Origin of the sequence: Azotobacter vinelandii CA, from assembly GCF_000380335.1 — a bacterium.
GTDB lineage: Bacteria > Pseudomonadota > Gammaproteobacteria > Pseudomonadales > Pseudomonadaceae > Azotobacter > Azotobacter vinelandii.
The window spans coordinates 4,835,828-4,859,492 of sequence record NC_021149.1 but is presented as its reverse complement, the minus strand read 5'-3'; the positions used below and the strand labels follow the sequence as shown (position 1 = coordinate 4,859,492).

The 23,665-nt window shown below is 67.9% G+C and carries 29 protein-coding genes; 11 read left to right on the top strand and 18 right to left on the bottom strand.

Features of this window, described 5'->3' with window-relative positions; genetic code table 11:
- Positions 1-130 precede the first annotated feature (130 nt).
- Positions 131-337 carry a hypothetical protein gene (locus AVCA_RS21890; RefSeq protein ID WP_175555860.1) on the bottom strand — a complete coding sequence of 69 codons (207 nt, stop codon included), beginning with the start codon at positions 335-337 and terminating at the stop codon, positions 131-133.
- Between the two features lie 587 nt (positions 338-924).
- Here AVCA_RS21890 and AVCA_RS21885 point away from each other — a divergent pair.
- From AVCA_RS21885 to AVCA_RS21875, 3 genes are all read left to right on the top strand, one after another.
- Positions 925-1,107, top strand: a complete 183-nt coding sequence (locus tag AVCA_RS21885; RefSeq protein WP_012703256.1) for a hypothetical protein — start codon at positions 925-927, stop codon at positions 1,105-1,107.
- Between the two features lie 151 nt (positions 1,108-1,258).
- Entirely contained in the window at positions 1,259-1,540 is a 282-nt protein-coding gene (locus AVCA_RS21880) for a hypothetical protein (RefSeq protein WP_231876222.1), read from the top strand.
- Between the two features lie 135 nt (positions 1,541-1,675).
- Positions 1,676-1,960, top strand: coding sequence for a hypothetical protein (locus AVCA_RS21875; protein WP_012703254.1), 285 nt, complete (start codon positions 1,676-1,678; stop codon positions 1,958-1,960).
- A gap of 91 nt (positions 1,961-2,051) precedes the next feature.
- On the opposite strand, the gene AVCA_RS21870 is transcribed toward AVCA_RS21875, so the two are convergent.
- The 4 genes from AVCA_RS21870 to AVCA_RS21855 all read right to left on the bottom strand — a co-directional run bounded on the left by AVCA_RS21870 (position 2,052) and on the right by AVCA_RS21855 (position 6,250).
- Positions 2,052-2,729: a thermonuclease family protein gene (locus AVCA_RS21870; RefSeq protein ID WP_012703253.1), complete on the bottom strand. Its 678-nt coding sequence runs from the start codon at positions 2,727-2,729 to the stop codon at positions 2,052-2,054.
- Positions 2,730-2,940: 211 nt separating this feature from the next.
- Positions 2,941-4,950, bottom strand: a complete 2,010-nt coding sequence (gene rep / locus AVCA_RS21865) for a DNA helicase Rep (RefSeq protein WP_012703252.1) — start codon at positions 4,948-4,950, stop codon at positions 2,941-2,943.
- Positions 4,951-5,048: 98 nt separating this feature from the next.
- The gene (locus AVCA_RS21860; RefSeq protein ID WP_012703251.1) at positions 5,049-5,777 is read right to left on the bottom strand and encodes a pirin family protein; all 729 of its coding nucleotides are present in this window, start codon (positions 5,775-5,777) and stop codon (positions 5,049-5,051) included.
- A 50-nt stretch (positions 5,778-5,827) separates the two neighbouring features.
- A complete protein-coding gene (locus tag AVCA_RS21855) occupies positions 5,828-6,250 on the bottom strand; it encodes a DoxX family protein (protein ID WP_012703250.1) in 423 nt (140 codons plus the stop codon).
- 114 nt (positions 6,251-6,364) lie between these two features.
- Here AVCA_RS21855 and AVCA_RS21850 point away from each other — a divergent pair, with 114 nt between their 5' ends.
- Positions 6,365-7,246 carry a LysR family transcriptional regulator gene (locus AVCA_RS21850; RefSeq protein WP_012703249.1) on the top strand — a complete coding sequence of 294 codons (882 nt, stop codon included), beginning with the start codon at positions 6,365-6,367 and terminating at the stop codon, positions 7,244-7,246.
- Here AVCA_RS21850 and AVCA_RS21845 read toward each other — a convergent pair.
- From AVCA_RS21845 to AVCA_RS21835, 3 genes are all read right to left on the bottom strand, one after another.
- A complete protein-coding gene (locus AVCA_RS21845; protein ID WP_012703248.1) occupies positions 7,243-8,430 on the bottom strand; it encodes an AAA family ATPase in 1,188 nt (395 codons plus the stop codon). The genes AVCA_RS21850 and AVCA_RS21845 overlap by 4 nt on opposite strands.
- A gap of 73 nt (positions 8,431-8,503) precedes the next feature.
- Positions 8,504-10,000: a YifB family Mg chelatase-like AAA ATPase gene (locus AVCA_RS21840; protein ID WP_012703247.1), complete on the bottom strand. Its 1,497-nt coding sequence runs from the start codon at positions 9,998-10,000 to the stop codon at positions 8,504-8,506.
- A gap of 31 nt (positions 10,001-10,031) precedes the next feature.
- Positions 10,032-10,307: an accessory factor UbiK family protein gene (locus AVCA_RS21835; protein ID WP_012703246.1), complete on the bottom strand. Its 276-nt coding sequence runs from the start codon at positions 10,305-10,307 to the stop codon at positions 10,032-10,034.
- A 364-nt stretch (positions 10,308-10,671) separates the two neighbouring features.
- Between AVCA_RS21835 and glnK the strand changes: the two genes are divergently transcribed.
- The 4 genes from glnK (at position 10,672) to sutA (ending at position 13,380) form a co-directional block, all read left to right on the top strand.
- Positions 10,672-11,010 carry a P-II family nitrogen regulator gene (gene glnK, locus AVCA_RS21830; protein ID WP_012703245.1) on the top strand — a complete coding sequence of 113 codons (339 nt, stop codon included), beginning with the start codon at positions 10,672-10,674 and terminating at the stop codon, positions 11,008-11,010.
- A gap of 33 nt (positions 11,011-11,043) precedes the next feature.
- Complete coding sequence (locus AVCA_RS21825) at positions 11,044-12,360, top strand: ammonium transporter (protein ID WP_012703244.1); 1,317 nt, start codon at positions 11,044-11,046, stop codon at positions 12,358-12,360.
- A 149-nt stretch (positions 12,361-12,509) separates the two neighbouring features.
- Positions 12,510-12,935, top strand: coding sequence for a secondary thiamine-phosphate synthase enzyme YjbQ (locus AVCA_RS21820; RefSeq protein ID WP_012703243.1), 426 nt, complete (start codon positions 12,510-12,512; stop codon positions 12,933-12,935).
- A 124-nt stretch (positions 12,936-13,059) separates the two neighbouring features.
- Complete coding sequence (gene sutA, locus AVCA_RS21815) at positions 13,060-13,380, top strand: transcriptional regulator SutA (RefSeq protein WP_012703242.1); 321 nt, start codon at positions 13,060-13,062, stop codon at positions 13,378-13,380.
- Between the two features lie 66 nt (positions 13,381-13,446).
- Here sutA and AVCA_RS21810 read toward each other — a convergent pair whose 3' ends face one another.
- Genes AVCA_RS21810 through lptM form a run of 7 tightly spaced genes read right to left on the bottom strand, consistent with a single transcriptional unit; the run spans position 13,447 to position 18,847 of the window.
- On the bottom strand, positions 13,447-14,214 hold the full coding sequence (locus tag AVCA_RS21810; RefSeq protein ID WP_012703241.1) for a CPBP family intramembrane glutamic endopeptidase: 768 nt from the start codon (positions 14,212-14,214) through the stop codon (positions 13,447-13,449).
- A 45-nt stretch (positions 14,215-14,259) separates the two neighbouring features.
- Positions 14,260-14,961, bottom strand: a complete 702-nt coding sequence (locus tag AVCA_RS21805; RefSeq protein WP_012703240.1) for an HAD family hydrolase — start codon at positions 14,959-14,961, stop codon at positions 14,260-14,262.
- Positions 14,958-15,857 (bottom strand): tyrosine recombinase XerC, encoded by a 900-nt coding sequence (xerC, locus tag AVCA_RS21800; RefSeq protein WP_012703239.1) that lies wholly within the window; start codon positions 15,855-15,857, stop codon positions 14,958-14,960. Before xerC ends, AVCA_RS21805 begins: the two co-directional genes overlap by 4 nt.
- Before the next feature lie 3 nt (positions 15,858-15,860).
- Positions 15,861-16,556: a DUF484 family protein gene (locus AVCA_RS21795; RefSeq protein WP_012703238.1), complete on the bottom strand. Its 696-nt coding sequence runs from the start codon at positions 16,554-16,556 to the stop codon at positions 15,861-15,863.
- A gap of 13 nt (positions 16,557-16,569) precedes the next feature.
- The gene (gene dapF / locus AVCA_RS21790) at positions 16,570-17,400 is read right to left on the bottom strand and encodes a diaminopimelate epimerase (RefSeq protein ID WP_012703237.1); all 831 of its coding nucleotides are present in this window, start codon (positions 17,398-17,400) and stop codon (positions 16,570-16,572) included.
- 13 nt (positions 17,401-17,413) lie between these two features.
- Positions 17,414-18,661: a diaminopimelate decarboxylase gene (gene lysA / locus AVCA_RS21785; RefSeq protein WP_012703236.1), complete on the bottom strand. Its 1,248-nt coding sequence runs from the start codon at positions 18,659-18,661 to the stop codon at positions 17,414-17,416.
- Between the two features lie 51 nt (positions 18,662-18,712).
- Positions 18,713-18,847, bottom strand: a complete 135-nt coding sequence (gene lptM / locus AVCA_RS21780; protein WP_012703235.1) for an LPS translocon maturation chaperone LptM — start codon at positions 18,845-18,847, stop codon at positions 18,713-18,715.
- A 170-nt stretch (positions 18,848-19,017) separates the two neighbouring features.
- On the opposite strand from lptM, the gene cyaY reads away from it, so the two are divergent.
- A complete protein-coding gene (cyaY, locus tag AVCA_RS21775) occupies positions 19,018-19,350 on the top strand; it encodes an iron donor protein CyaY (RefSeq protein WP_012703233.1) in 333 nt (110 codons plus the stop codon).
- Between the two features lie 3 nt (positions 19,351-19,353).
- On the opposite strand, the gene AVCA_RS21770 is transcribed toward cyaY, so the two are convergent.
- On the bottom strand, positions 19,354-19,596 hold the full coding sequence (locus AVCA_RS21770) for a TIGR02647 family protein (RefSeq protein ID WP_012703232.1): 243 nt from the start codon (positions 19,594-19,596) through the stop codon (positions 19,354-19,356).
- Between the two features lie 65 nt (positions 19,597-19,661).
- Positions 19,662-19,946: a hypothetical protein gene (locus AVCA_RS21765; RefSeq protein ID WP_012703231.1), complete on the bottom strand. Its 285-nt coding sequence runs from the start codon at positions 19,944-19,946 to the stop codon at positions 19,662-19,664.
- Between the two features lie 253 nt (positions 19,947-20,199).
- Between AVCA_RS21765 and AVCA_RS21760 the strand changes: the two genes are divergently transcribed.
- A complete protein-coding gene (locus AVCA_RS21760; protein WP_012703230.1) occupies positions 20,200-21,174 on the top strand; it encodes a magnesium transporter CorA family protein in 975 nt (324 codons plus the stop codon).
- Between the two features lie 36 nt (positions 21,175-21,210).
- Here the strand turns inward: AVCA_RS21760 and argH are convergent, their stop codons facing one another.
- Positions 21,211-22,605 carry an argininosuccinate lyase gene (argH, locus tag AVCA_RS21755; protein WP_012703229.1) on the bottom strand — a complete coding sequence of 465 codons (1,395 nt, stop codon included), beginning with the start codon at positions 22,603-22,605 and terminating at the stop codon, positions 21,211-21,213.
- Positions 22,606-22,834: 229 nt separating this feature from the next.
- Here argH and AVCA_RS21750 point away from each other — a divergent pair, with 229 nt between their 5' ends.
- Complete coding sequence (locus AVCA_RS21750) at positions 22,835-23,590, top strand: LytR/AlgR family response regulator transcription factor (RefSeq protein WP_012703228.1); 756 nt, start codon at positions 22,835-22,837, stop codon at positions 23,588-23,590.
- Positions 23,591-23,665: the final 75 nt, after the last annotated feature.

The window sequence follows — 23,665 nt, the reverse complement described above, 5'->3', positions numbered from 1 at the left end:
GGATATGGCAAGGCCGGCCGCCTGAAGCATGGCATGCGGCGGATGCCCGGTCTGGCCGGAATGTCTCGAGGCTGTGTCCGGGGGCGACGCGGTCGGCGTTCGACGGGGGAGAGGGGCTGTTCCCTGGGTTCTAGCAGGCGTCCCAATGGACGGGATGGGCCTGCGACTCCTCGAGCCGGTCGGCCTCGGCCAGCGCCAGGGCTTCCGAGTCCCATACGGCTTCCGAATAGCGTATGACCTTGCTCTCGGTGTCGTGGAAGATGAGGTCGAAGGTCGGGCCGCCGTATTGGGCGGAAATATCGCGAACCTGGAAGCGACGGGAAAGTGGGGAGGTCATACCGGCTTTCATCATTTTTATCGATCGTTTTTCCGTGGGGCCGCAGGCCGGACTGTTCCGACAGTCGTTCGACCCGGGGTGGTTTCGGCGGTCCGGTGTCCGCACGCAATGCCATTCGGACAGGCAGGCGTCCGGAGGGGTAGCAGCTCCGGCGGACGGGAGACGGCGTGCGAGCCGTCGCCGTTTCCGTAATTCCCGTTTTTCTCCGGGCCATCGCGCCGGAGTGCGCGCTGGCGAAGCTTCCGGCCGACCTTCCTGGTCAGACCGTGCCGACCTGCCAACGCGGAGGCGACTGTAGCGTGGCAGCCGTCTCGCATAAATCCGCAAGGCTCTCAAGCCGTTGTAGGCGATGTCTTACAGTCCGAATGCCGACCGTCTCTAGCCCCGTCGGTTCGCCGGAGACTGGCGATGTATTTGCATGCGACCGGGGGACTGCCGAGGTTTGCACGCCACGATGGGGCCGGCGCTTTCCTGCTCCGGTGCTTCGTCCTCCCATCGTGCGTGGCAGGGAGCTGTGAACGCAGCGGTCATTCCCGATCAATCTGGCCGCCTGGTCGCAGCAGGCGGCTTCGGCTGTGGAGGTAGGCATGACCTCTTTCTTACCGACCGATCCCGAGGCCAAGGCCCGGCAACTGGCCAAGCGCGGGCACGAGAACTACCGGCTGGCGCGCGAACTGGAACAGCGGGGGCTGGGGCTCATGGCTACCTATCTGCGCCGCTATGCCGAATTGCAGTTGAAGCAGGCGCGGGAATTGAGACGCAAGGAGTGAAAGCCCTGCGCAGTGCACAGACCGTGCGACGACCTTGCCGGGATCGTCCGCCAGTCTCCCCGTTCCGGGGCTGGCCAATTTCTTGCCTGAACATCATGGCTCCCCGAGAGCTTGAGGATGGTGCGGGGCTTTTCCCGAAGGAGGCGCGAAATTGAAGCCAGTAGTGGTTTTTTTCGAGGCCCTGGTCGAGTGGGCCGACGATCCCCGGAGCTGGATCCGATTCCTGCGGCAGGCAGGGCTCACCCTGAGCGTCATCGGCGTCCCGTACGCCTGTTCGAGTCTCTACCATGACAATGCGCAGCGCCACGTGGACGTGGCTCTGGACATGGCCATGGAGGACTGCGCGCTCAATCGCATGGTCGTGGCCGATGCCTATGCGCTGCCCCAATACAAGGCCTGCGTGAAATCTTTGGTGCGCCGTTACGGTCGTTGAGCGGGATGCGATGGCCGGACCCATGGCTGTATGGACGCCCGCTCGTTCGGGGCCGTTGTCTTGCGCCAAATCATCGTGGCGGACCCGCTTGCTTGCTAGCTTAGTTTCCTCAGCACGCCAGGGAGGGCAAGCCAAATGGTGCTCACGTTTATCCTTTATGTTTCGTTCATGTGCGGCGGCCTGTTCGTGGCCGGCCTGTGCGCAGGATGCTGGACAGGCCGGGCGTCCCGTTCGAAGGCCGGCCTGAATCTGGAGGATGTGGCCGACGACGCGGGGTTGTTCCAGGGCTGGGACGGGCTGCCGGTCGCGGAGCGGAAGCGCCGCCTGGGCCTGTATCGGCAGCGGGTGCTGCTGCAGAGCGCGGAGCGCGACAGAGCCTGGCTGCGGGCGCAGCGCAAGGAGTACGCGAAAGGATGGTGAGTCGGGGGAGTCCCGCGTCGAGCGGGGCTCTTGCCGGAGTGGCGGCCGGATGTCGTGTGACGGGGACTATCGCTGTCCGGCCGAACGATGCCTATTTGCACAGCGACTCGCAGGGCACGCCGTCGCGGTCGCCATCGAGGCTGCGCGGCCCGCAGTTCTCCACGTAGAACTTGGCCTCGCCGCAACTGCTCATTTCCTTGCAGAAGCGCTTCCCGCCGCAGCGCAGGCCGCTGGCGGCCTGGCCTTTGGCGATCATGTCCGGGCTGGCTTCGCTCGGTGCCGGGTGTTCGTTCCAGCCCAGGGCGCGCCACTCCCAGGGCGGAACCCGTTCCGCCTCGGGAAGGGCCCATAGACCACGCTTGTCCGCCTCGGCCTGGCTCTCCAGAAGCGCGAGGCTCCTGTCCTTGTCGTGTCGGGAACTGGTCCAGGCGCCGCCCTGGCTGACCAGTTCGGCATTGATGTCGCGCGTGCCGGCATGGGCCCGCGCCACCAGGCGGCCATGACGGTCGGTCTCCTGCACTTGCAGGACCACCTTCCGCTCGAGCACCAGCTCGCTCAGCATCTGGCGGGATTTGTCGCCATGGGGCTGCTTGGCTTCCGGCGCGTCGATTTCCGCCAGCCGGACGCCGATCCGCTTTTCGGTGTCGGTCAGGCAGGTGAAGGCGTCGCCGTCGGGTACCTCGATCACGCGGCAGGAAATGTCGCTGGCGAAAACGGGCGAACTGGCGAAGCCGAGCAGCAGCGGGATTGCGAGCAGCCTGGAGCGCATGATGCCTCCTTGCAAAAAGGGGGATTGCCGGGGCTTCCAGCCCCTCGGACTGGAATACGGGTACGGGCGATGGCCGCGGCCATCATTCGATCCGACCGCCGGGCGGGGCAAAAGTCCTCGAAGGGCGCCGGGCGATGACCCGGCCGGGCATGGGGGCCAGCCCGTCAGGCGCCGCCGGCTGCCCGAGGCGGGCGGAACGGAGAGGGCTCTCTCAGCGCTTGAGCATCGCCCGGATATCGGCCAGCGCGCTCTTGCCTCGTGCTGCCTTGGCTTCCACCGGCGCGTCCTCCTGGCCTTCCCAGATCAGGTCGTCCTGCGGCAGTTCGGCGAGGAAGCGGCTGGGCGCGCAGTCGATGATCTCGCCGTACTGCTTGCGCCTGGCGGCGAAGGTCAGCACCAGATTCTGCCGAGCGCGGGTGATGCCGACGTAGGCCAGGCGGCGCTCCTCCTCGATGGTGTCGGCCTCGATGCTGGAGCGGTGGGGGAGGATTTCCTCCTCCACGCCGATGATGAACACATGGGGAAATTCCAGGCCCTTGGAGGCGTGCAGGGTGAGCATCTGTACGCCCTCGGCGCCTTCCTCTTCCTCCTGCTGGCGCTCGAGCATGTCGCGCAGGACCAGCTTGCCGATGGCTTCCTCGATGGTCATCCCGCCGTCTTCGTCCCTTTCGAGGGTATTCTTCAGTGCTTCGACGAGGAACCAGACGTTGCCCATGCGCACATCGGCGATCTTGTCGCTGGAGGCGTTCTGGCGGAGCCAGTTCTCGTAGTCGATGTCCATCACCATGCTGCGCAGGGCGGCGATCGGGTCGTTCTGCGCGCACTGCCGGCGCACGCCATCCATCCAGCGGACGAAGCGCGCCAGGCGCTCGCAGTAGCGGCCGTCCAGGTGGCCGGCCAGCGCCGGGTCGCCGGCGGCCTCGTACAACGAGAGGTTGAGCTCGCCGGCATGCTGGCCGAGCTTTTCCAGGGTCGCCGAGCCGATCTCGCGGCGCGGCACGTTGATCACCCGGAGGAAGGCGTTGTCGTCGTCCGGGTTGACCAGCAGGCGGAAGTAGCTCATCAGGTCCTTCACTTCCTGGCGGGCGAAGAAGCTGGTGCCGCCGGAGAGGCGGTAGGGAATCTGGTGGTGCTGCAGTTTCATTTCCATCAGCCGCGACTGGTAGTTGCCGCGGTAGAGGATGGCGAAGTCGCTGTAGGGCCGGCCGGTCTTCAGGTGCAGGGTGAGGATCTCCATGGCCACCCGCTCGGCCTCGGCCTCCTCGTTGCGGCAGCGGATCACGCGGATCTCGTCGCCGTGGCCCATCTCGCTCCACAACTGCTTGTCGAACACGTGGGGATTGTTGGCGATCAGCACGTTGGCGCAGCGCAGGATGCGGCTGGTCGAGCGGTAGTTCTGTTCGAGCATCACCACCTTCAGCGAGGGGTAGTCCGACTTCAACTGCATCAGGTTTTCCGGGCGGGCGCCGCGCCAGGCATAGATCGACTGGTCGTCGTCGCCGACCACGGTGAACTGGTGGCGTATGCCGACCAGGAGCTTCACCAGCAAATACTGGCTGGCGTTGGTGTCCTGGTATTCGTCGACCAGCAGGTAGCGGATGCGCTGTTGCCATTTCTCCAGCACCTCGGGCTGGCTCTCGAAGAGTTTCACCGGCAGCAGGATCAGGTCGTCGAAGTCGACCGCGTTGTAGGCCTTGAGGGTGCGCTGGTAGTGCAGGTAGACGATGGCGGCGTTCTGCTCGCGGGGATTGCGCGCGCGGGACAGGGCCTCGTCGGGGAGGATCAGGTCGTTCTTCCAGGCGCCGATCTGCTGGATCACCTGGTCGGCGCCGTCGTCGCCGGCGTATTCCTTCTGCATGATGTCGGCGACCAGGGTCTTGATGTCGCCCTCGTCGAAGATCGAGAAGCCGGGCTTGTAGCCGAGTCGCGCGTGTTCCCTGCGGATGATGTTGAGGCCGAGGTTGTGGAAGGTGGAGACGGTCAGTCCCTTGCCCTCGGCGCCGCGCAGCAGGCTGCCGACGCGCTCCTTCATCTCGCGGGCGGCCTTGTTGGTGAAGGTCATGGCGACGATGTGGCGGGCCTGGATGCCGCAGTGTTGAATCAGATAGGCGATCTTGCGGGTGATCACGCTGGTCTTGCCGGAGCCGGCGCCGGCGAGCACCAGCAGCGGGCCGCCGACATAGGTCACGGCTTCCTGCTGGCGGGGATTGAGTCGGGACATGGCGGGCCTCGCGAGACGGGACGGCCGGGCATTCTAGCAGTCCCGGCCGGACCTTCGGCGGGAGCGGCCCGCCGTCCGGATCGCCGGCCCGCCGCCGTTCACGGCCGCTGCGGCAACTCGTTCGGGCGCAGGTCGAAGACCAGTACCTCGGCCTGTTCGCCGGCGGCGAACTCCAGCCGTTCGGCGTGGCGGACGCGCAGGCCGTCGCCCGCCTCCAGACGCTGGCCGTTGACGTTCAGCGCACCGCGTGCCAGATGCACATAGGCGTGGCGTTGCCCGCCGAGTTCCAGTTCGGCCCGTTCCGCGCCGTCGAACAATCCGGCGTATACCCGGGTGTCCTGATGGATGCGCAGCGAACCCCGGTCACCGTCCGGCGAGAGGATCAGGCACAGCCGGCCGCGCTTGTCCGCACTGGCGAAGTGCTTCTGCTGGTAGCCCGGCGCCAGGTCCCTGGTGTCCGGCAGTATCCAGATCTGCAGGAAGTGCACCGGCTCGCGGTCCGAGGCGTTGAACTCGCTGTGCGCGATGCCGCTGCCGGCGCGCATCAACTGGATGTCGCCGGGGCGGATCACCGAGCCGTTACCCAGGCTGTCCCGGTGCTGCAGGGCGCCGTCGAGCACGTAGGAGAGGATTTCCATGTCCCGGTGCGGGTGGCGGCCGAAGCCCTGGCCGGGGGCGACGCGGTCGTCGTTGATCACTCGCAGGTCGGAGAAGCCGATCTGTTCGGGATCGTGATAATCGGCGAAGGAAAAGCTGTGGCGCGATTGCAGCCAGCCGTGGTCGGCCCGGCCTCGTTCGTTGGCGCGGCGCAGTTCGGTCGTGCTCATGAGGGGCTCCTCGGTCGAATGGGGCCCGGCCGGGGCCGGGCGGGTGGTTTTCAGGCCTGAGCGACGCGGCGGCCGCTGCGGGCATCCAGGCTCAGGGCGCCGGGTCCGAAGGCGGCCACCTGCAGCAGGCCGCCGGCGATCGCCAGGTTCTTCAGGAAGTGGATGAACTGGTTCTGGTCGCCCAACTGGTTGTGGAACATCAGGGCCGTCGCGATGCTGAAGCCGGCCATGACGAAGGCGACCAGGCGGGTGCGGTAACCGAGCAGCAGCGCCGTGGCGAAGCCCAGTTCGACCACCAGCGCGGCCGCCAGGGCCAGCGCGGGGAAGGGCAGGCCAATGCTGCCGATGTAGCCGAGCGTGGCGGCCGGGGCGGTGGCCTTGCCCAGGCCACTGACGAGGAACAGCGAGGCGAGCAGGGCGCGGCCGGTGAGGGTGGTGGCGTTGTGGAGGTTGGTGGGGAGCGAGAAAGTCATGTCGGTGTCTCCGGGTTGATGAGGCAGTGTCTTGCGCTGTGAGTACAGATTAATGTCTCTTCGGGATTCGATTAAGATGCCGTAAGGCGTCAAATCGTCCACTTGGGAGAGACAATGAACCAGCTCGAAGACATGCGCCTGTTCGTCGCCGTGGTGGACGGCGGCAGTTTCACCGCCGCGGCCGAGGCGCTGGGGCTGTCCAAGCAGTTCGTCAGCCGCCGGCTGATGGGCCTGGAGGCGCGCCTCGGCGCGCGTCTGCTCAACCGTTCGACCCGCCGGCTCGCCGTCACCCCGCTGGGCGCGCTCTACTGCGAGCGGGCCCGGCGGATTCTCGACGACGTGGCGGAGGCCGAGCAGGCCATCCTGCAGCAGCGGGCGACGCCGCGCGGCACGCTGCGCCTGTCGGCGCCCATGTCCTTCGGCACCCTGCACCTGGGCCGCCTGTTACCGGGCTTTCTCGAGCGCTATCCCGAGGTCGCCGTCGAACTGGAACTGAGCGACCGGCGGGTCGACCTGCTCGAAGAGGGCTACGACATGGCGGTGCGCATCGGCGAACTGGCCGATTCCACGCTGATCGCCCGCGCCCTGGCTCCGCTGCGGATGGTCACCTGCGCCAGCCCCGCCTATCTCCAACGGCGTGGCGCGCCGCAGACGCCGGAGGCGCTGCGCGAGCACGATTGCCTGCTCTATGGCCATGGCAAGCTGGTGGTCTGGACCTACTGGCGCGACGGCCGGCCCGAGCGCGTCGAGGTGCGTGGCCGCTACCGGGTCAACAACGGCGAACTGGTGCGCGACGCCGCCCTGGCCGGGCTGGGCCTGGCCTGGCTGCCGACCTTCATCGTCGGCCCGGAACTGACCGCCGGCACGCTGCTGCCGGTGCTCGAAGCCTTCCAGGGGCCGCCGGCGAAGGTCTACGCGGTCTACCCGCAGCACCGTCAGACTTCGGCGCTGATTCGCGCCTTCACCGATTATCTGTACGAAGCCCTGAATCGTTAGCGGCCGGGCCAGTGCCAGGCAGGGGCATCGAGGAGACGCTGGCCGGCGACGCGGGTTTCGCCGCCATCCTTTTCCAGCCACAGGGCATTGCATTCGGGATGCCGCTCCAGGGCGGCGATCAGCCGGGGCGCGTGGGATACCACCAGGACCTGGGTATGTCCGGCGAGCCTGGCGATCAGACGGGCGAGGGCGGGCAGCAGGTCCGGGTGCAGGCTGGTTTCCGGCTCGTTGAGGACCATCAGTGCCGGCGGTCGGGCGCTGAGCAGGGCGGCGATCCACAGCAGGTAGCGCAGGGTTCCGTCGGACAGCTCCGCCGTCTGCAGCGGTCGCAGCATGCCGGGCTGCTGCATGAGCAGGCTGAAGCGGCCCTGTTGCTGGGTCACTTCCACCCGCGCGCCGGGGAAGGCATCTTCCACCGCCGCGTCCAGCGCCCCGGGATCGCCGATCTCGCGGATGGTCTGCCAGGCCGCCGCCAGGTCGGCGCCGTCGTGTCCGAGCACCGGAGTATGGGTGCCGATCCATGACTGGCGCGCCGGCGCATCCGCGTCGCTGCGGAAATGATCGTAGAAACGCCAGCCGCGCAGCCGTTCGCGCAGCTCGAACAGCTCCGGCGCGCTCGGTGGATGGGCGAAGGCCGTGAACAGGCTGTCGAAGGCCGGCAGGTGTTCCAGCAGCACCTGCCAGGCGCCGCGCTCGTCGCGTCCGCGCAGCAGCGCGCCGCTGCGCTCCACCAGCAGCGCCGCCGGCCGCGCCACGGGGCCGGCCCAGATGCATTCGCGCTTGATCTGCGGGTCCAGGGCGAAGGCGCTTTTCGGCCGTGCCCGGCTTTCGCCCGCTTGCGGCGTGGGCAGGCCCAGGTCGATGCAGTAGCCGAAGTCCTCGCTGGCGAAGCCCAGGCGCAGACTCACTGGCTTCTGGCGCACCGTCCCTTCCAGCGCTTGCCGGTTCCGGGGCACGTCCCGGCCGATCCGTTCCGGTCCGGCCCAGAGCGTGGCTGGCAGGCCGCCTTCGCGGGCCAGCGAGGCCACCAGCCTGCCCTGCGCCGCTTCGGCCAGCAGTCGCAATGCGCGATAGAGGTTGGACTTGCCGCTACCGTTGGCCCCGGTGATCAGCGTGAGACGGCCGAGCGGCACGATCAGCTCGCGCAGCGAGCGATAGTTGGCGACGGCCAGTGTGGTGAGCATGGCAGGTTTCCTGTGCGCGTGGCTTGGTGGGTTCGGGAGGCGTCCGATGGCGTCGAATGGCGCGCTCGCTGTTTCAGGCATGCGCCGCCGGCCGGTATTGCAGCGCTTCGGCCAGGTGGGCGCGGGCGATGCCCGGCAGCGCCTCCAGATCGGCCAGGGTGCGTGCCACCTTGAGGACGCGGTGGGCGGCGCGCAACGACAGGCCGAGGCGTTCGCAGGCGCGCTCCAGCCACTGGCGGTCTTCGTCGCTCAGTGCACAGTGCTGGTGCAGACCGGGCAGGTCGAGGAAGGCATTGGGGCAGCCCTGGCGGGCGAGTTGCAGGTTGCGCGCCGCCGCCACCTGGGCGGCGGCGCCGGTGCTGTCCGGGCCGTCCAGGCGCGGCGCGCCCAGGGCGGTGGCCTCGCGGGCGACGCCGATGTGCAGGTCGATGCGGTCGAGCAGCGGGCCGGACAGCTTGGCGCGGTAACGCTGGATCTGCTCCGGGGTGCAGCGACAGCGGCCGGCGGGGTCGCCCAGATAGCCGCAGGGACAGGGGTTCATCGCCGCCACCAACTGGAAACGCGCCGGAAAGCGCACCTTGTCGCTGGCCCGGGCGATGACGATTTCGCCGCTTTCCAGGGGCTCGCGCAGCACTTCCAGCACCTTGCGGTCGAATTCGGGCAATTCGTCGAGAAACAGCACGCCCTGGTGCGCCAGGGTGATCTCGCCGGGGCGCGGCCGGCTGCCGCCGCCGACCAGCGCCGGTCCCGAGGCGCTGTGATGGGGCTGGCGGAACGGCCGCTGCGGCCAGGCGGCGAGTGGCGCGCTGCCGGCCACCGAATGGATCGCCGCCACCTCCAGCGCCTCGCGTTCGTCCAAAGGCGGCAGCAGGCCCGGCAGGCGGCTGGCCAGCAAGGTCTTGCCGGTTCCGGGCGGCCCGCTCAACAGGAGGTTGTGGGCTCCTGCCGCCGCCACCAGCAGGGCGCGCTTGGCCGCAGCCTGGCCCTGCACCTCGGCGAGGTCGGGGTAGGGAAGCGTCTGTCGCAGCAGGCCGCTGGACCGGTAGGGCGCGAGCGGGGTCCGGCCGTTCAGGTGGGCGGCCAGTTCCAGCAGGTGGTCGATCGCCAGCACGTTCAGGCCCGACGCCAGGCTGGCCTCTTCGGCGTTCGCCCGCGGCACCACCAGGGTGCGTCCGGCGGCGCGCGCGGCCAGCGCGGCGGGCAGCACGCCCCGGACCGGGCGCAGGCCGCCGGAGAGGGCCAGTTCGCCCAGGCATTCCAGGCCGTCCAGCGACCCCGCGGGCAATTGCTCGCTGGCGGCGAGGATGCCGAGGGCGATGGCCAGGTCGAAGCGTCCGCCGTCCTTGGGCAGGTCGGCGGGCGCCAGGTTGAGGGTGATACGCCGTGCCGGAAAATCGAAGCCGGAGGTGAGGATGGCGCTGCGCACGCGGTCCTTGCTCTCGCGGACCGCAGTTTCCGGCAGGCCGACCAGGGTCAGCGCCGGCAGGCCGTTGGCCAGGTGCGCCTCCACGGTGACGGCGGGCGCCTCGACGCCCACCTGGGCGCGGCTGTGGACGATGGCCAGGGACATGGATCTCTCCTTGATCGCATTCCCCGCGCGGTCAGGCCGCGGGCGGGGCGGGGGGCTGTTTGCCCAGGCGCGTCTCGAGTTCGACGACCTTGGCTTCCAGGGCTTCCAGACGGGCGCGGGTGCGGGCGAGGACTGCCATCTGGCTGTCGAACTCCTCCCGGCTGACCAGATCGAGCTTGCTGAAGGCGCTCTGCAGCAAGGCCTTGAGCTGGGCTTCGAGTTCCCGGGGCGGGAGCGGCGTCTCGCCGCCGAGCAGGCGGGAAGCATGGGTGCTGAGGGTGTCGAACAGGGCTTTGGGCGGCAGCATGGTGCGGTTCCGGAATCAGTCGGCCGGCAGTGTAACACGGGCCGTCGACAGGGCTGTCGGGCCGTGCGCGCACGGTTTTCGTGCGGGGGAGCATGTGCCCGTGCGTCGGGTGGGTGCGACATCTTTTCGCGCCCCATCCGGCGAAAGATCCATAACCACGTCGACGATAGGGGTTTTGGCCGTTTGTCGATGGCGGTATGATTTTTGCCTTTGCGAAGACATGGCACTCCGAGGCGTTGGCCAGACACGGATGCCGTCGAGCGGGCCGGTCAGAGGCGGTCACGCGAAAGCCGAACACTGCGCTTAAACTTGAATCGGGATCGTTTATTCCTGGGGCAAGTCCACTTACACGGAGATATGTTTCATGAAGCTAGTCACTGCCATCATCAAGCCGTTCAAGCTGGACGACGTACGCGAATCGCTGTCGGAGATTGGGGTGCAGGGCATCACCGTTACCGAGGTCAAGGGGTTCGGCCGGCAGAAGGGCCATACCGAACTGTACCGGGGTGCGGAATACGTAGTCGACTTTCTGCCCAAGGTGAAGATCGACGTGGCCATCGAGGACAGTCAGCTCGACCATGTCATCGAGGCCATCACCAAGGCCGCCAACACCGGCAAGATCGGTGACGGCAAGATTTTCGTCGTCAATCTGGAACAAGCCATCCGCATCCGTACCGGCGAAACCGGCACCGACGCGATCTGAGCCCACGATCCCCCCGCCCCAGGAGAATAATCAATGACGCTGCGCAAAGGCGCAGGGCTTGCTGCCCTTTCTTCCCTCTTCCTGCCCGTCATGGCCAGCGCCCAGGAGGCTACGCTGGATTCGGGCGATACCGCCTGGATGCTGACCGCCACGGCGCTGGTGCTGTTCATGACCATTCCCGGCCTGGCGCTGTTCTACGGCGGCATGGTGCGTTCGAAGAACCTGCTCTCGGTGATGATGCAATGCTTCGCCATCACCGGCCTGATCAGCGTGCTCTGGGTCCTGTTCGGTTATAGCTTGGCCTTCGACACCGCCGGCATGGAGGAGGGGGTGCTCAACTTCAGTTCCTTCGTCGGCGGTCTGGACAAGGCCTTCCTCAGTGGCCTGACCACCGACAGCCTGGTCGGCACCTTTCCCGAAAGCGTCTTCATCACCTTCCAGATGACCTTCGCCATCATCACTCCGGCGCTGATCACCGGTGCCTTCGCCGAGCGCATGAAGTTCTCGTCGATGCTGGTGTTCATGTCGGCCTGGTTCCTGCTGGTCTACGCACCGATCGCCCATATGGTCTGGAGCGGCAACGGCGCGCTGATGTGGGATTGGGGCGTGCTCGACTTCGCCGGCGGCACCGTGGTGCACATCAACGCCGGTGTCGCCGGCCTGGTCGCCTGCCTGGTGCTGGGCAAGCGCAAGGGCTACCCCGGAGTCGCCATGACCCCGCACAACCTCGGCTACACCCTGGTCGGCGCGGCCATGCTCTGGGTCGGCTGGTTCGGCTTCAACGCCGGCTCGGCGATCGCCGCCAACGGCACCGCCGGCATGGCCATGCTGGTGACCCAGATCGCCACCGCCGCCGCCGCGCTGGCCTGGATGGCCGCCGAGTGGCTGACCCACGGCAAGCCGAGCGCCCTGGGCATCGCCTCCGGCGTGGTCGCCGGCCTGGTGGCCATCACCCCGGCCGCCGGTACCGTCGGCCCGATGGGCGCCCTGGTGATCGGCCTGGCTTCCGGCTCGATCTGTTTCTACTGCGCCACTGCCGTGAAGCGCCGCTTCGGCTATGACGATTCTCTCGACGCCTTCGGCGTGCACGGTGTCGGCGGCATCGTCGGCGCGGTGCTGACCGGCCTGTTCGCGGCTCCGGCCCTGGGCGGTTTCGGCGAAATCGACAGTATCGCCAGCCAACTGTGGATCCAGATCAAGGGCGTGCTCTTCACCGTGATCTACACCGGCGTCGCCACCTTCGTGATCCTCAAGGCGATCGAGCGGGTGATAGGCCTGCGCATCAGCGAAGAGGAAGAAACCATGGGTCTCGACCTCTCCCTGCACAACGAGCGCGGTTACAACCTCTGAGTGTCGGGAGGGCGGCTAGCCGGCCGCCGTTCCCGCCGCGGCCTCGCTCCCATCCAGGGGAGCAGCCGTCAAAAGGGCGCCTCGGGCGCCCTTTGCTTTTTTCCGTGCCGCGCTAGAATTCCCGCGGCACGATTCAGGAGCTGAGGCGGATGTGGCAACAGACGACCGTCATTCTGCGGGCACGGCCACGCGGTTTCCATCTGGTGACCGAGGAGATCCTCGTCGGTCTGCCGGAGCTGGCCTCCTGCCGGGTGGGACTGCTGCACCTCTGGCTGCAGCACACCTCGGCCTCGTTGACGATCAATGAGAATGCCGATGCGGCGGTACGGCGCGATTTCGAGCGCTTCTTCAACCGTCTGGTGCCCCAGGGCGAGGGCGGCTACGAGCATGACTACGAGGGGCCGGACGATCTGCCGGCGCACTTCAAGGCCAGCCTGCTCGGCTGTCAACTGCTCCTGCCGGTGACGGCCGGGCGTCTCGCGCTGGGGACCTGGCAGGGAATCTATCTCGGCGAGCACCGTGATCAGGGCGGTGCCCGTCGTGTCCTGGCCACGCTGCAGGGCCGGGGGAACTGATTTTTTCGGCGGGGCTCTCAGAGCAGGGATCGCCCATCAGATTTGCAACGTCCGTGGGCCAGGGTCCAGGCGATCGCTGGCGGGACTATAACCAACATGCTGTACCCAAGTCGTGAGGTCGAACATGAGCGATGAAGAACTGGAACAGGAAGAGCTGGAGGCGGGAGAGGAGGACGAAGGCGAAGAGCTGAGTGCCGCCGACGAAGCGGCTGGCGAGGAGGACGACGGTAGCGATCGAGTGGCGGCTTCCGGCAAGAAGTCCAAGAATGCGCCGGAAGCCGAGGAAATGCCCAGCATCGAGGCCAAGCAGAAGGACCGCGAAGCGCTGGCGAGGGCCATGGAGGAATTCCTGGCACGTGGCGGCAAGGTGCAGGAGGTCGAGCCGAACGTGGTCGCCGACCCACCGAAGAAGCCCGACAACAAGTATGGCAGTCGCCCCATCTGAGCCTCTCGGCCGGTTGGTGGCGCAAGGGCGGCCCGGGAGCAATCCCCGGCCGCCTTTTTCATGTCCTCAGTCCAGGCGCAATGGGTAGCTGAGCAGCAGGACGTGCAGCAGGTTGACCGCTCCGTGCAGCAGCACGGCCGCACCGAGCCGTCCGGAGCACTGCATGACCCCACCGTAGCCGAGCCCGGCCACGCCGGCGAGCAGGGCGAACGGCAGACCGAAGGGCGCATGGGCCAGGCCGAAGAGGACGGCGCCCAGCGCGATGCCCCGGGCCGGGCCGAAACGCCGTACCAGCGCGCCCTGCAGCAGACCGCGGAACAGCAGTTCCTCGGTCGGTACCGTCACGCCGAGGTTCACCGCCAGCCAGACCGGCAGCTCGGCGGGCCATTTCGGCTGCCAGGCCACCAGGCCGATGGCCAGGGCCAAAGCCGGTACGCCGAGCAGCGTCGCCAGGGTACAGATCCAGGCTCGGCTCGCTTGCGTCCCGGCGCGGTAACGCCCGGCGGACTCCGTCCACCACCAGCCGAGCAGGGTGGCGCCGAGCAGCAGTTTGTCCCATGACAGGCGCACGCCGTAGGGCGGCGCATCGGGGCTGAATCGACGGGGTTCGGCGAGCCACAGCGGTGTGAAGCCGGGCAGCAGGTGGGCGGCCAGGGCCAGGCCGGCGAGCAGCGTGCCGGCGAGCCAGGGACCCTGCGCCAGATGCTGCCGGGCCTGGAGCACCCAGGCGGCGAACGGGATGCCGACGAGCAGGCCGACGGGCTGGATGCCCCCGGCGAGGCTGCCGGCGACCAGCACCAGAGCCGCTGGCAGCAGGCGGTAACGGCTGGGCACAGCCCAGGCGCGGAACACGTTGGGAGTGGGCCCGGGCACGGGCCGTCAGCCGGCCTGCCAGCGGCCGAGCAGCGCCGGCAGCTCCGCCAGGCTGGCGATCTGCGCATCCGGTGTTCCCGCGTGGCTCCAGGGCTTGCCGCCGGGGTTATACCAGATCGCGCGCAGACCGGCGCGCTGGGCGCCCTGGATGTCGTCGTCGGGATGATCGCCGATGTGCACCGTTTCTTCGGCACTCGCTCCGCCGCGCCGCAGGGCCTCATGGAAGGGCTGCGGGTCGGGCTTGCCGATGCCCAGATCCTCGGCGCAGAGGATGAAGTGGAAATAGTCGGCCAGGCCCAGCCGGCGCACATCGGCATTGCCGTTGGTCAGCACGCCGAGGCGGTAGCGGTCGGCGAGGATTGCCAGGGTCGGCCGCGTCTCGGGGAAGAACTCGATGCGGTGGCGCGCGGCGAGGAAGGTCTCGAAGGCCAGTCCGGCCAGTTCGCGGGCTTCGGGCGCGGGATAGCCGGCCTCTTCCAGGGCATGCGAAAGCACGCGGCGGCGCAGTTCGCTGATGCGGTGCTTGAGCGACGGGTCGCCTTCGACCAGGCGGGCGCGGATCGGCTGCAGGTGTTCGACCGGTACCGCGCCGAGCAGCGGCGCATGGCGGCCCAGCCAGTCGCGCAGTTCGGCTTCGGCGCTTTCGATGACCGGGGCGAGGTTCCACAGGGTGTCGTCGAGGTCGAAGGTGATCAGGCGGATGCTCATGAGGTGTCGTCCTTGCGACGGCGCGCCCGCGGATGGGCCTGGTCGTAGACCGCCGCCAGGTGCTGGAAATCGAGATGGGTATAGATCTGGGTAGTGGCGATATCGGCATGGCCGAGCAGTTCCTGCACGGCGCGCAGGTCCTGGGAGGACTCCAGCAGATGGCTGGCGAAGCTGTGGCGCAGCATGTGCGGATGCAGATGCTGGCCGAGTTCGCGCACGCCGGCCTGGCGTACCCGCAACTGTACGGCGCGCGGGGTCAGGCGGCGCCCCGTGCGGCCGACGAACAGGGCGCCGTCGGCCGGACGCGCCTGTGCCCGCAAGGACAGCCAGGCCCGCAGCGCCTCGCGCGCCTTGCTGCCGATCGGCAGGTCGCGGGCCTTGTTGCCCTTGCCGTGCACCCGCACCAGGCCGGCGGCCAGGTCGAGGCGATCCAAGTCCAGGCCGACCAGTTCCGAAAGGCGCAGGCCGGAAGAGTAGAAGAGTTCGAGCATGGCCTGGTCGCGGCGGGCGATGAAGTCGTCCTCGACGGCGCCGTCGAGCAATTGCTGGGTGCGGTCGGCGTCCAGGGTGCGCGGCAGCCGGCGCTCGCCCTTGGGCGGACTCAGGCCGGCGGCGGGATCGTGCCGGCAGCGGCCCTCGCGCAGCAGGTAGCGGTAGAAGCCGCGCAGCGCCGAGAGCAGGCGCGCCAGACTGCGGCTGGAGTGACCCTGCAGGTGCAGCCTGGCGATCAGCCGGCGCAGACGGCCGGCGTCCAGCGCGCTCCAGGCGTCCAGTCCTTCCCGTTCGCAATGGGCGTGAACCTTGGCGAGGTCGCGGCGGTAACCGTCGAGGGTATGCTGCGACACCTGGCGCTCGTTGCGCAGGTGGTCGAGGAAGGCGTCGAGATCGGCCTGCATGCCCTAACGGACCGGGCGCAGCGGGCTGTTGGCCAGGCGCGGCAGCAGCCGGGCGAGGACGTCGGCGATGTAGCCGAGGAAGAGGGTGCCGAGGCTGCTCTTGTAGTGCTGCGGATCGGGACTGCCGACCGCCAGCACGCCGTGCAGGCCTTGGTGGTCGAGGGCAGCCACGGCGGCCGAGCCGATCTGCGGGCGACGTTCCTCGCCGAACAGGAAGCCCAGTTCGTGGCTGCGCAGCACGCCGCACATCGGCTTGCCGCAGGCCAGCAGGCCGCCGATGGTCTGCAGGGCGTCCTCGGTATCGACCCAGCGGCCGGCCGGGCTGGCGTTCTCGCCGAACAGGATCAGCCCGACGAAGGGGATCTGGAATTCGTGGCGCAGGCCGTCCTCGACCAGGCCGACCGCTTCCTCCAGGTTGGTCGCGTCGAGCAGGTCGAGCACCAGGCGCCGGGTCTTCTCGAACAGGCGGTCGTTGTCGCGGGCCACGTCCATCAACTGTCCCAGGCGTTCCCGCAACTCGTGGTTGCGTTCGCGCAGCAGTCCCAACTGGCGCTCCACCAGCGATACCGCCGCGCCGCTCGGATGGGGGACCTGCATTTCCGCCAGCAGTTCTTCCCGTCCCTGGAAGAACCGCGGATTCCGGCGCAGGAATTCTGCGACGGCCGTGGCGTCGACGGGCTCTTGGAGCGGCTCACTCATTTTTGCTACATCCTCATAGACGTACCTGGCCTTCGTATACGCGCACCGCCGGGCCGGTCATCATGACCGACTGATCCGGGCCGGCCCAGGCGATGGACAGCCGGCCACCGGGCAGGTCGACCAGCACCGGCGAGTCCATCCAGCCCTGACGGATCGCCGCTACCGCCGCCGCACAGGCACCGGTGCCGCAGGCCTGGGTTTCGCCGGCGCCACGCTCCCAGACGCGCAACCTGGCGTGCTGGCGGTCGACGACCTGGAGGAAACCGACGTTGACCCGCTGCGGAAAGCGCGGATGATGCTCCAGTTTAGGCCCCAACTCGTGCACCGGTGCGCTTTCGACGTTCTCCACGCGCAGCACCGCATGGGGATTGCCCATGGACAGCGCGGCGAGTTCGACCTCGCAGCCATCGACTTCGACCTGGTAGTCGAGGGCGGCGTTCTCCGCCTGGAAGGGGATTTCCCTCGGTTCGAGGCGTGGCGGGCCCATGTCGACGCAGACCTGGCCGTCCGGGCGGACGTCCAGTTCGATGACGCCGCTCCTGGTTTCCACGCGAATGCGCTTCTTCACCGTCAGGCGCTTGTCGAGCACGAAGCGGGCGAAGCAGCGCGCGCCGTTGCCGCACTGTTCCACCTCCGAGCCGTCGGCGTTGAAGATACGGTAGCGGAAGTCCACATCCGGCCGGCTCGGCGGTTCGACGATCAGCAACTGGTCGAAGCCGATGCCGGTATGGCGGTCGCCCCACTGCTTGGCGTGCTTGGGCTGGATGTGCGCGTGCTGGGTGACCAGGTCTATGACCATGAAGTCGTTGCCGAGGCCGTGCATCTTGGTGAAACGCAGCAGCATGCCTGCCTCCGTGTCAGTTGGGCAGCAGGCTTTCGCCGGCATAGAGATCCTCGATGGTTTCGCGGCGGCGAATCAGATGCATCCGCTCGCCGTCCACCAGCACCTCGGCGGCACGGCCGCGGGTGTTGTAGTTGGAACTCATGACGAAGCCGTAGGCACCGGCCGAGCGCACGGCCAGCAGATCGCCCTCGACCAGGGCCAGCTCGCGGTCCTTGGCGAGGAAGTCGCCGGTCTCGCAGACCGGTCCGACCAAGTCGTAGCTGCAGACCTCGCCGCCGTGGGGGGTGACCGGAACCACATCCATCCAGGCCTGGTAGAGGGCCGGGCGGATCAGGTCGTTCATCGCCGCGTCGATCACCGCGAAGTCCTTGTGCTCGGTGTGCTTGAGGTATTCCACGCGGGTCAGCAGCACGCCGGCGTTGGCGACGATCGAGCGACCGGGCTCGAACACCAGGGCCAGCGCGCGGCCTTCGATGCGTTCGCGCACCGCGGCGATGTAGTCGCCGGGCGCCGGCGGCTGCTCGTCGCGGTAGCGCACGCCGAGGCCGCCGCCGAGGTCCAGATGGCGGATGACGATACCGCGCGCGGCCAGGCGGTCGACCAGCAGCAGCAGGCGGTCCAGGGTGTCGAGGAAGGGCGAGAGGGTGGTCAGTTGCGAGCCGATATGGCAATCGATGCCGAGCACTTCCAGGTTGGGCAGCTCGGCGGCGCGGGCATAGACCTCCTCGGCCTGCTCGATGTCGATGCCGAATTTGTTTTCCTTGAGTCCGGTGGAAATGTAGGGATGGGTCTGGGCATCCACGTCCGGATTGACGCGCAGCGACACCGGCGCCTTCACGCCGAGTTCGGCGGCGACCTCCTGCAGGCGCTCCAGCTCCACGTCGGACTCGACGTTGAAGCAGTGCACGCCGACCTCCAGGGCGCGACGCATGTCCTCGCGGGTCTTGCCGACCCCGGAGAACACCACCCTGGCCGGGTCGCCGCCGGCGGCCAGCACGCGTTCCAGCTCGCCGCGGGAGACGATGTCGAAGCCGGCGCCGAGGCGCGCCAGGAGGTTCAGCACGGCGAGGTTGGAGTTGGCCTTGACCGCGAAGCAAACCAGGTGCGGCATGCCGGCCAGGGCATCGGCATAGGCGCGGTAGCGCTCCTCGATATGGGCGCGGGAATAGACGTAGGTGGGGGTGCCGAAGCGTGCGGCAATGGCGGACAGCGCCACGCCTTCCGCGAACAGCGTGCCGTCGCGGTAGATGAAGGGTTCCATGGGGGCCTCCTGGGAGGAAACTGTCCGGCGGCGTGGCGGCCGGGCAGCTTCCTAGAATTCGAAACGGTCTTTGCGGTGGCCGGCTTTCTTGTCGTCAGGAAGGTAGAGCGGGCCCTTCTGACCACAGCCGGCCAGGGGCGCGGCGAGCACGGCCAGCGCGAGAAGCGGGAGCAGCAGGCGCTTCATGACGGAAATCCTTGTGAACGCATAGTGCGCCGAAGTATACCGGCCCCCCGGCCCCTTGCCTATGCGCGAAGCCCCGCCGGACGGGCTCTGCGGAGCGCCGCCATCCCCGCCGCTGCGCGAATCGGCTATCGTTGCCGCCTCGAGCATCATCATTCCGACAGGGAACCAGCATGAGCCTTACCGAAGCCCGCTTTCACGAACTGATCGACGACCTGCAGCAGAATGTCGAAGACGTTTTCGAAGACAGCGACCTGGACGTCGATCTGGAGAATTCCGCCGGCGTTCTGTCCGTCCGCTTCGAGAACGGCAGCCAGCTCATCCTCAGTCGCCAGGAGCCCCTGCGCCAGTTGTGGCTGGCGGCGCGCTCCGGCGGTTTCCACTTCGACTACGACGAAGCCGGAGGCCGCTGGATCTGCGACGCCAGCGGCGATTCCCTGGGCGAGTTGCTCGCCCGCGTCACCCTCGAGCAGATCGGCGAGGAGCTGGAGTTCCCCGAGCTCTGACCGTCAGCGCGGCCCGGCCAGGATAGTCAGCAGGTTCTGCGCCTGTTCGGCGGCGTCCAGGCCCAGGCTGGTCAGGTAGCCGCCGTCGGGTCGGCTGAGCAGGCCCTTGTCGTGCAGCCGGCGGGCGGCGGCCACGATCTCCGGGGCGGCATCGTTGTGGACCTTGATGCCTTCTTCCTGGGCATTGCCCAGGTTGAACAGGGCGAGGATTTCCAGTTCGGCGACCAGCGCTTGAGTGAAGACCATGGGCTACTCCGCGGGTAAGCCGTCGGCGACGGCGGTTCTTTCCAGTGTAGCGGCCGCTGCGCCGGTCAGCCGGCCGCCTCCGGCAGCTCCGGCAGCGCGCGCAGGGCCCGCTCGTACCAGGCGCCGTCGAAGGGCCGGTCCTCGCGCAGCATGGCGGCGATCTCGTGGGCCAGCACCAGAGCCATCAGATGAAGGCTCTCTTCCCGCTCGTAGCCGACCAGGGTCAGCTTGTTCAGGGTGGCCTTGGCGGCCGGCGGGTCGTCCGCCTCGATCTGGTTTTCGATGGCCTCGATCAGGGTCTGCTCGGCGAAGGCTTCGTCGTCCATCGATTCCTGGGCTGGCTGGCGCATGGGTTCTCCCGTGGCGCTCGGGGCGCCGCTGTCCGGTTGGCTGAGGCCAGCCATCGTCGGCACGGCCGGTCTCGGTGTAACGTACGCGCCGCCCGGTCGACTGTCGGCCGGCAGGCGACCTGCGTGCGTCGGTGGTTCGCTCGTCGCCCATGGCGATGACGCCGTGGCGCGAATCGACTGCCGCATGATACCGCCTGGTACCCGGTCGCGGTCGCCAGGCCTTTCTCCATGCCTCGGAACAGGACAACGTTGCATGATCACCTATTACCTGCTCGACACCGGCGGCCTGCGTCGGCTGCCGGCGGAGGATTTCCAGGCGTTGCCGCCGGGCGTTCTGTGGATCGACCTGCTGCAGCCCAGCCGCGAGGAGGAGCTGTTCCTCGAGCGGCTGCTCGGGGTGGACATCCCGACTCCCGAGGAAATGGCGGAGATCGAGGACTCCTCGCGCTTCTACGAGAACGCCGGCGCCCTTTACATGACCGCGAGCCTGGTCAGCGGCATCAGCGAGCATCAGCCCGACATCGCCGAGGTGACCTTCGTTCTCGGCCGCCAGTGGCTGGTGACGGTGCGCTACGCCGAGCTGTCGGCGTTCCGCACCTTCGTCGGCAAGAACCTGAACCGCCCGGGACTGGGCTGCTGCAGCGAGATGCTGTTCGCGGCGCTGATCGACAGCATCGTCGATCGCATCGCCGACGTGCTGGAGCTGTTGCAGAAGCAACTGAACAGCCTGTCGCGGACGATCTTCAGCGAGTCGGACGAGCGTCACCCGGAAAAGACCGACCTGCAGAAGGTGGTCAAGCAGCTCGGACGGCACAACGGCCTGCAGGCCAAGCTGAGCGAGAGCCTGCTGAGCATCGACCGGCAGATCAGCTACGTCCGCCAGGCCGGCAACGGCTGGCTGGACGAGTCGGCCCGGGGCTGGCTGAAGGCCGTCGAGCGCGACGTGCATTCCCTCAGCGAGTACCAGGCGAAGATGTCGGGGGAGAGCAGCTTCCTGCTCGAGGCCACCCTCGGGCTGATCAACATCGAGCAGAACAGCATCATCAAGGTGTTCTCCATCGCCGCGGTGCTGTTCCTGCCGCCGACCCTGGTCGGCACCGTCTACGGCATGAACTTTCATCACATGCCGGAGCTGGAGTGGTATTTCGGCTACCCGCTGGCGCTGGGCATGATGATCGGTTCCGCCGCGCTGTCCTACGCCTGGTTCAAGTTCAAGGGCTGGCTGTAGCGCGGGCGATTGCCGCCCGCGCCGCTCGCCCGCGACTCAGCGCGCGGCCAGCAGGGCCCTGCCGCGGGCCACGGCGGCGCGCACCTGGGCCGGGGCGGTGCCGCCGACGTGGTCGCGGGCGTTGACCGAGCCTTCCAGGGTCAGCACGGCGAACACGTCCTCGCTGATCTGGTCGCTGAACCGGCGCAACTCGTCCAGGCTCATCTCGGCCAGGTCCTTGCCGCTCTCCACGCCATACTTCACCGCATGGCCGACGATCTCGTGGCAGTCGCGGAACGGCAGGCCCTTGCGCACCAGGTAGTCGGCCAGGTCGGTGGCGGTGGAAAAACCGCGGCGGGCCGCCTCGCGCATCGCCTCGACGCGCGGCTTGATCGCCGGGACCATGTCGGCGAAGGCGCGCAGCGAGTCGCGCAGGGTATCGACGGCGTCGAACAGCGGCTCCTTGTCCTCCTGGTTGTCCTTGTTGTAGGCCAGCGGCTGGCCTTTCATCAGGGTCAGCAGGCCGGTCAGGTGGCCGAACACGCGGCCCGACTTGCCGCGCACCAGCTCGGGCACGTCCGGGTTCTTCTTCTGCGGCATGATCGAGGAGCCGGTACAGAAGCGGTCGGGCAGCTCGATGAAGTTGAACTGCGCGGAGGTCCACAGCACCAGCTCTTCGGAGAAGCGCGACAGGTGCATCATGGCGAGCGATGCGGCGGCGCAGAATTCGATGGCGAAATCGCGGTCCGACACGCCGTCCAGCGAGTTGCCGCCGACGGCCTCGAAGCCGAGCAGCCGGCAGGTGATCTCGCGCTGGATCGGGTAGGTGGTGCCGGCCAGGGCGGCGGAGCCGAGCGGCATGCGGTTGACCCGCTTGCGGCAGTCGACCAGGCGCTCGTGGTCGCGCGCGAGCATCTCGAACCAGGCCAGCAGGTGATGGCCGAAGGTCACCGGCTGGGCGGTCTGCAGGTGGGTGAAGCCGGGCATGATCACCTCGGCATGACGCTCGGCCTGCTCCAGCAGGCCCTGCTGCAGGCGGGTGATCTCGCCGAGGATGGTGTCGATCTCGTCGCGCAGCCACAGGCGGATGTCGGTGGCCACCTGATCGTTGCGCGAGCGGCCGGTGTGCAGCTTCTTGCCGGTGATGCCGATGCGTTCGGTCAGGCGCGCCTCGATGTTCATGTGCACGTCTTCCAGATCGACGCGCCAGTCGAACTGTCCGGCCTCGATTTCGCTCTGGATCTGTTTCAGGCCGTCGATGATCGCGTCGCGCTCGGCGGCGCTCAGCACGCCGGCCTGCTCCAGCATGCTGGCGTGGGCGATGGAGCCCATGATGTCGTGGCGATAAAGGCGCTTGTCGAAGTCGACGGAGGCGGTGAAGCGGGCGACGAAGGCGTCGACCGGCTCGCTGAAGCGGCCGCCCCAGGACTGGTTGGTTTTCTCGGCGCTCATGGCGTTCTCTCGGCTGCTGCGCAGATACGGCCGGCCGCGGAGGCGGCCGGCGGGGTGGATGGACAAGAGTGCGCGGATGATAGCAGGGTCCGCGGGAAAACCCCGCAGGCCCGCCAGCCGCATCGCTGCGGGCACGCGATGCAATTTCTCCCGGTGCGGACCGTGACGGCTGTCACTCCGGCTGTCTACGCTAATTGTTGTCCGGACTGACGCGGGAAGCCGAAGCAACATGAATGTTCTGATCGTCGACGACGACCCTCAGGCCAAGGAGCACCTCAGCCGTCTGGTGAGTGAGCTCGATGGCTATCGCGTGCTCGAGCCTTCGGCCGGCAACGGCGAGGAGGCACTGACCCTGATCGACAGCTTGAAACCGGATATCGTGTTGCTGGATATCCGCATGCCTGGGCTGGATGGCCTGCAGGTGGCCGCTCGGCTGTGCGAGCGCGAGGCCTCGCCAGCCCTGATCTTCTGCACGAGCGCCGACGAGTTCGCCGTGTCGGCGTTGCAGAACGGCGAGGTCGGCTATCTGCTCAAGCCGGTGCGCCAGGAGCCGTTGCGCGAGGCCCTGCAGAAGGCCCAGCGCCCCACCCGTACCCAACTGGCCGCGCTGACCCGTCCGCCGGCGACGGACGGCAATGTGCCGCGCACCCATATCAGCGCCCGTACCCGCCGGGGCATCGAACTGGTTCCGGTGGACAAGGCGATCTTCTTCATCGCCGACCACAAGTACGTGACCTTGCGTCACGAGAGTGGCGAAGTGCTGCTGGACGAGCCGTTGAAGGCCCTGGAGGACGAATTCGGCGACCGCTTCGTGCGCATCCATCGCAATGCGCTGGTCGCCCGCGACCGCATCGAGCGGCTGCAACGAACGCCGCTCGGGCATTTCCAGCTCTACCTGCGCGGCCTCGGCGACGCCGCGCTGACCGTGAGCCGACGACACGTCGCCGGGGTGCGCAAGCTGATGCACAATCAACTGGCCTCCTGAGGCCGGCCGGGGGTTGCCGCCGTACCCCCTGCGAACCGATGGGGTGCTTATTTACTACTATCCGGATGGGCCGCC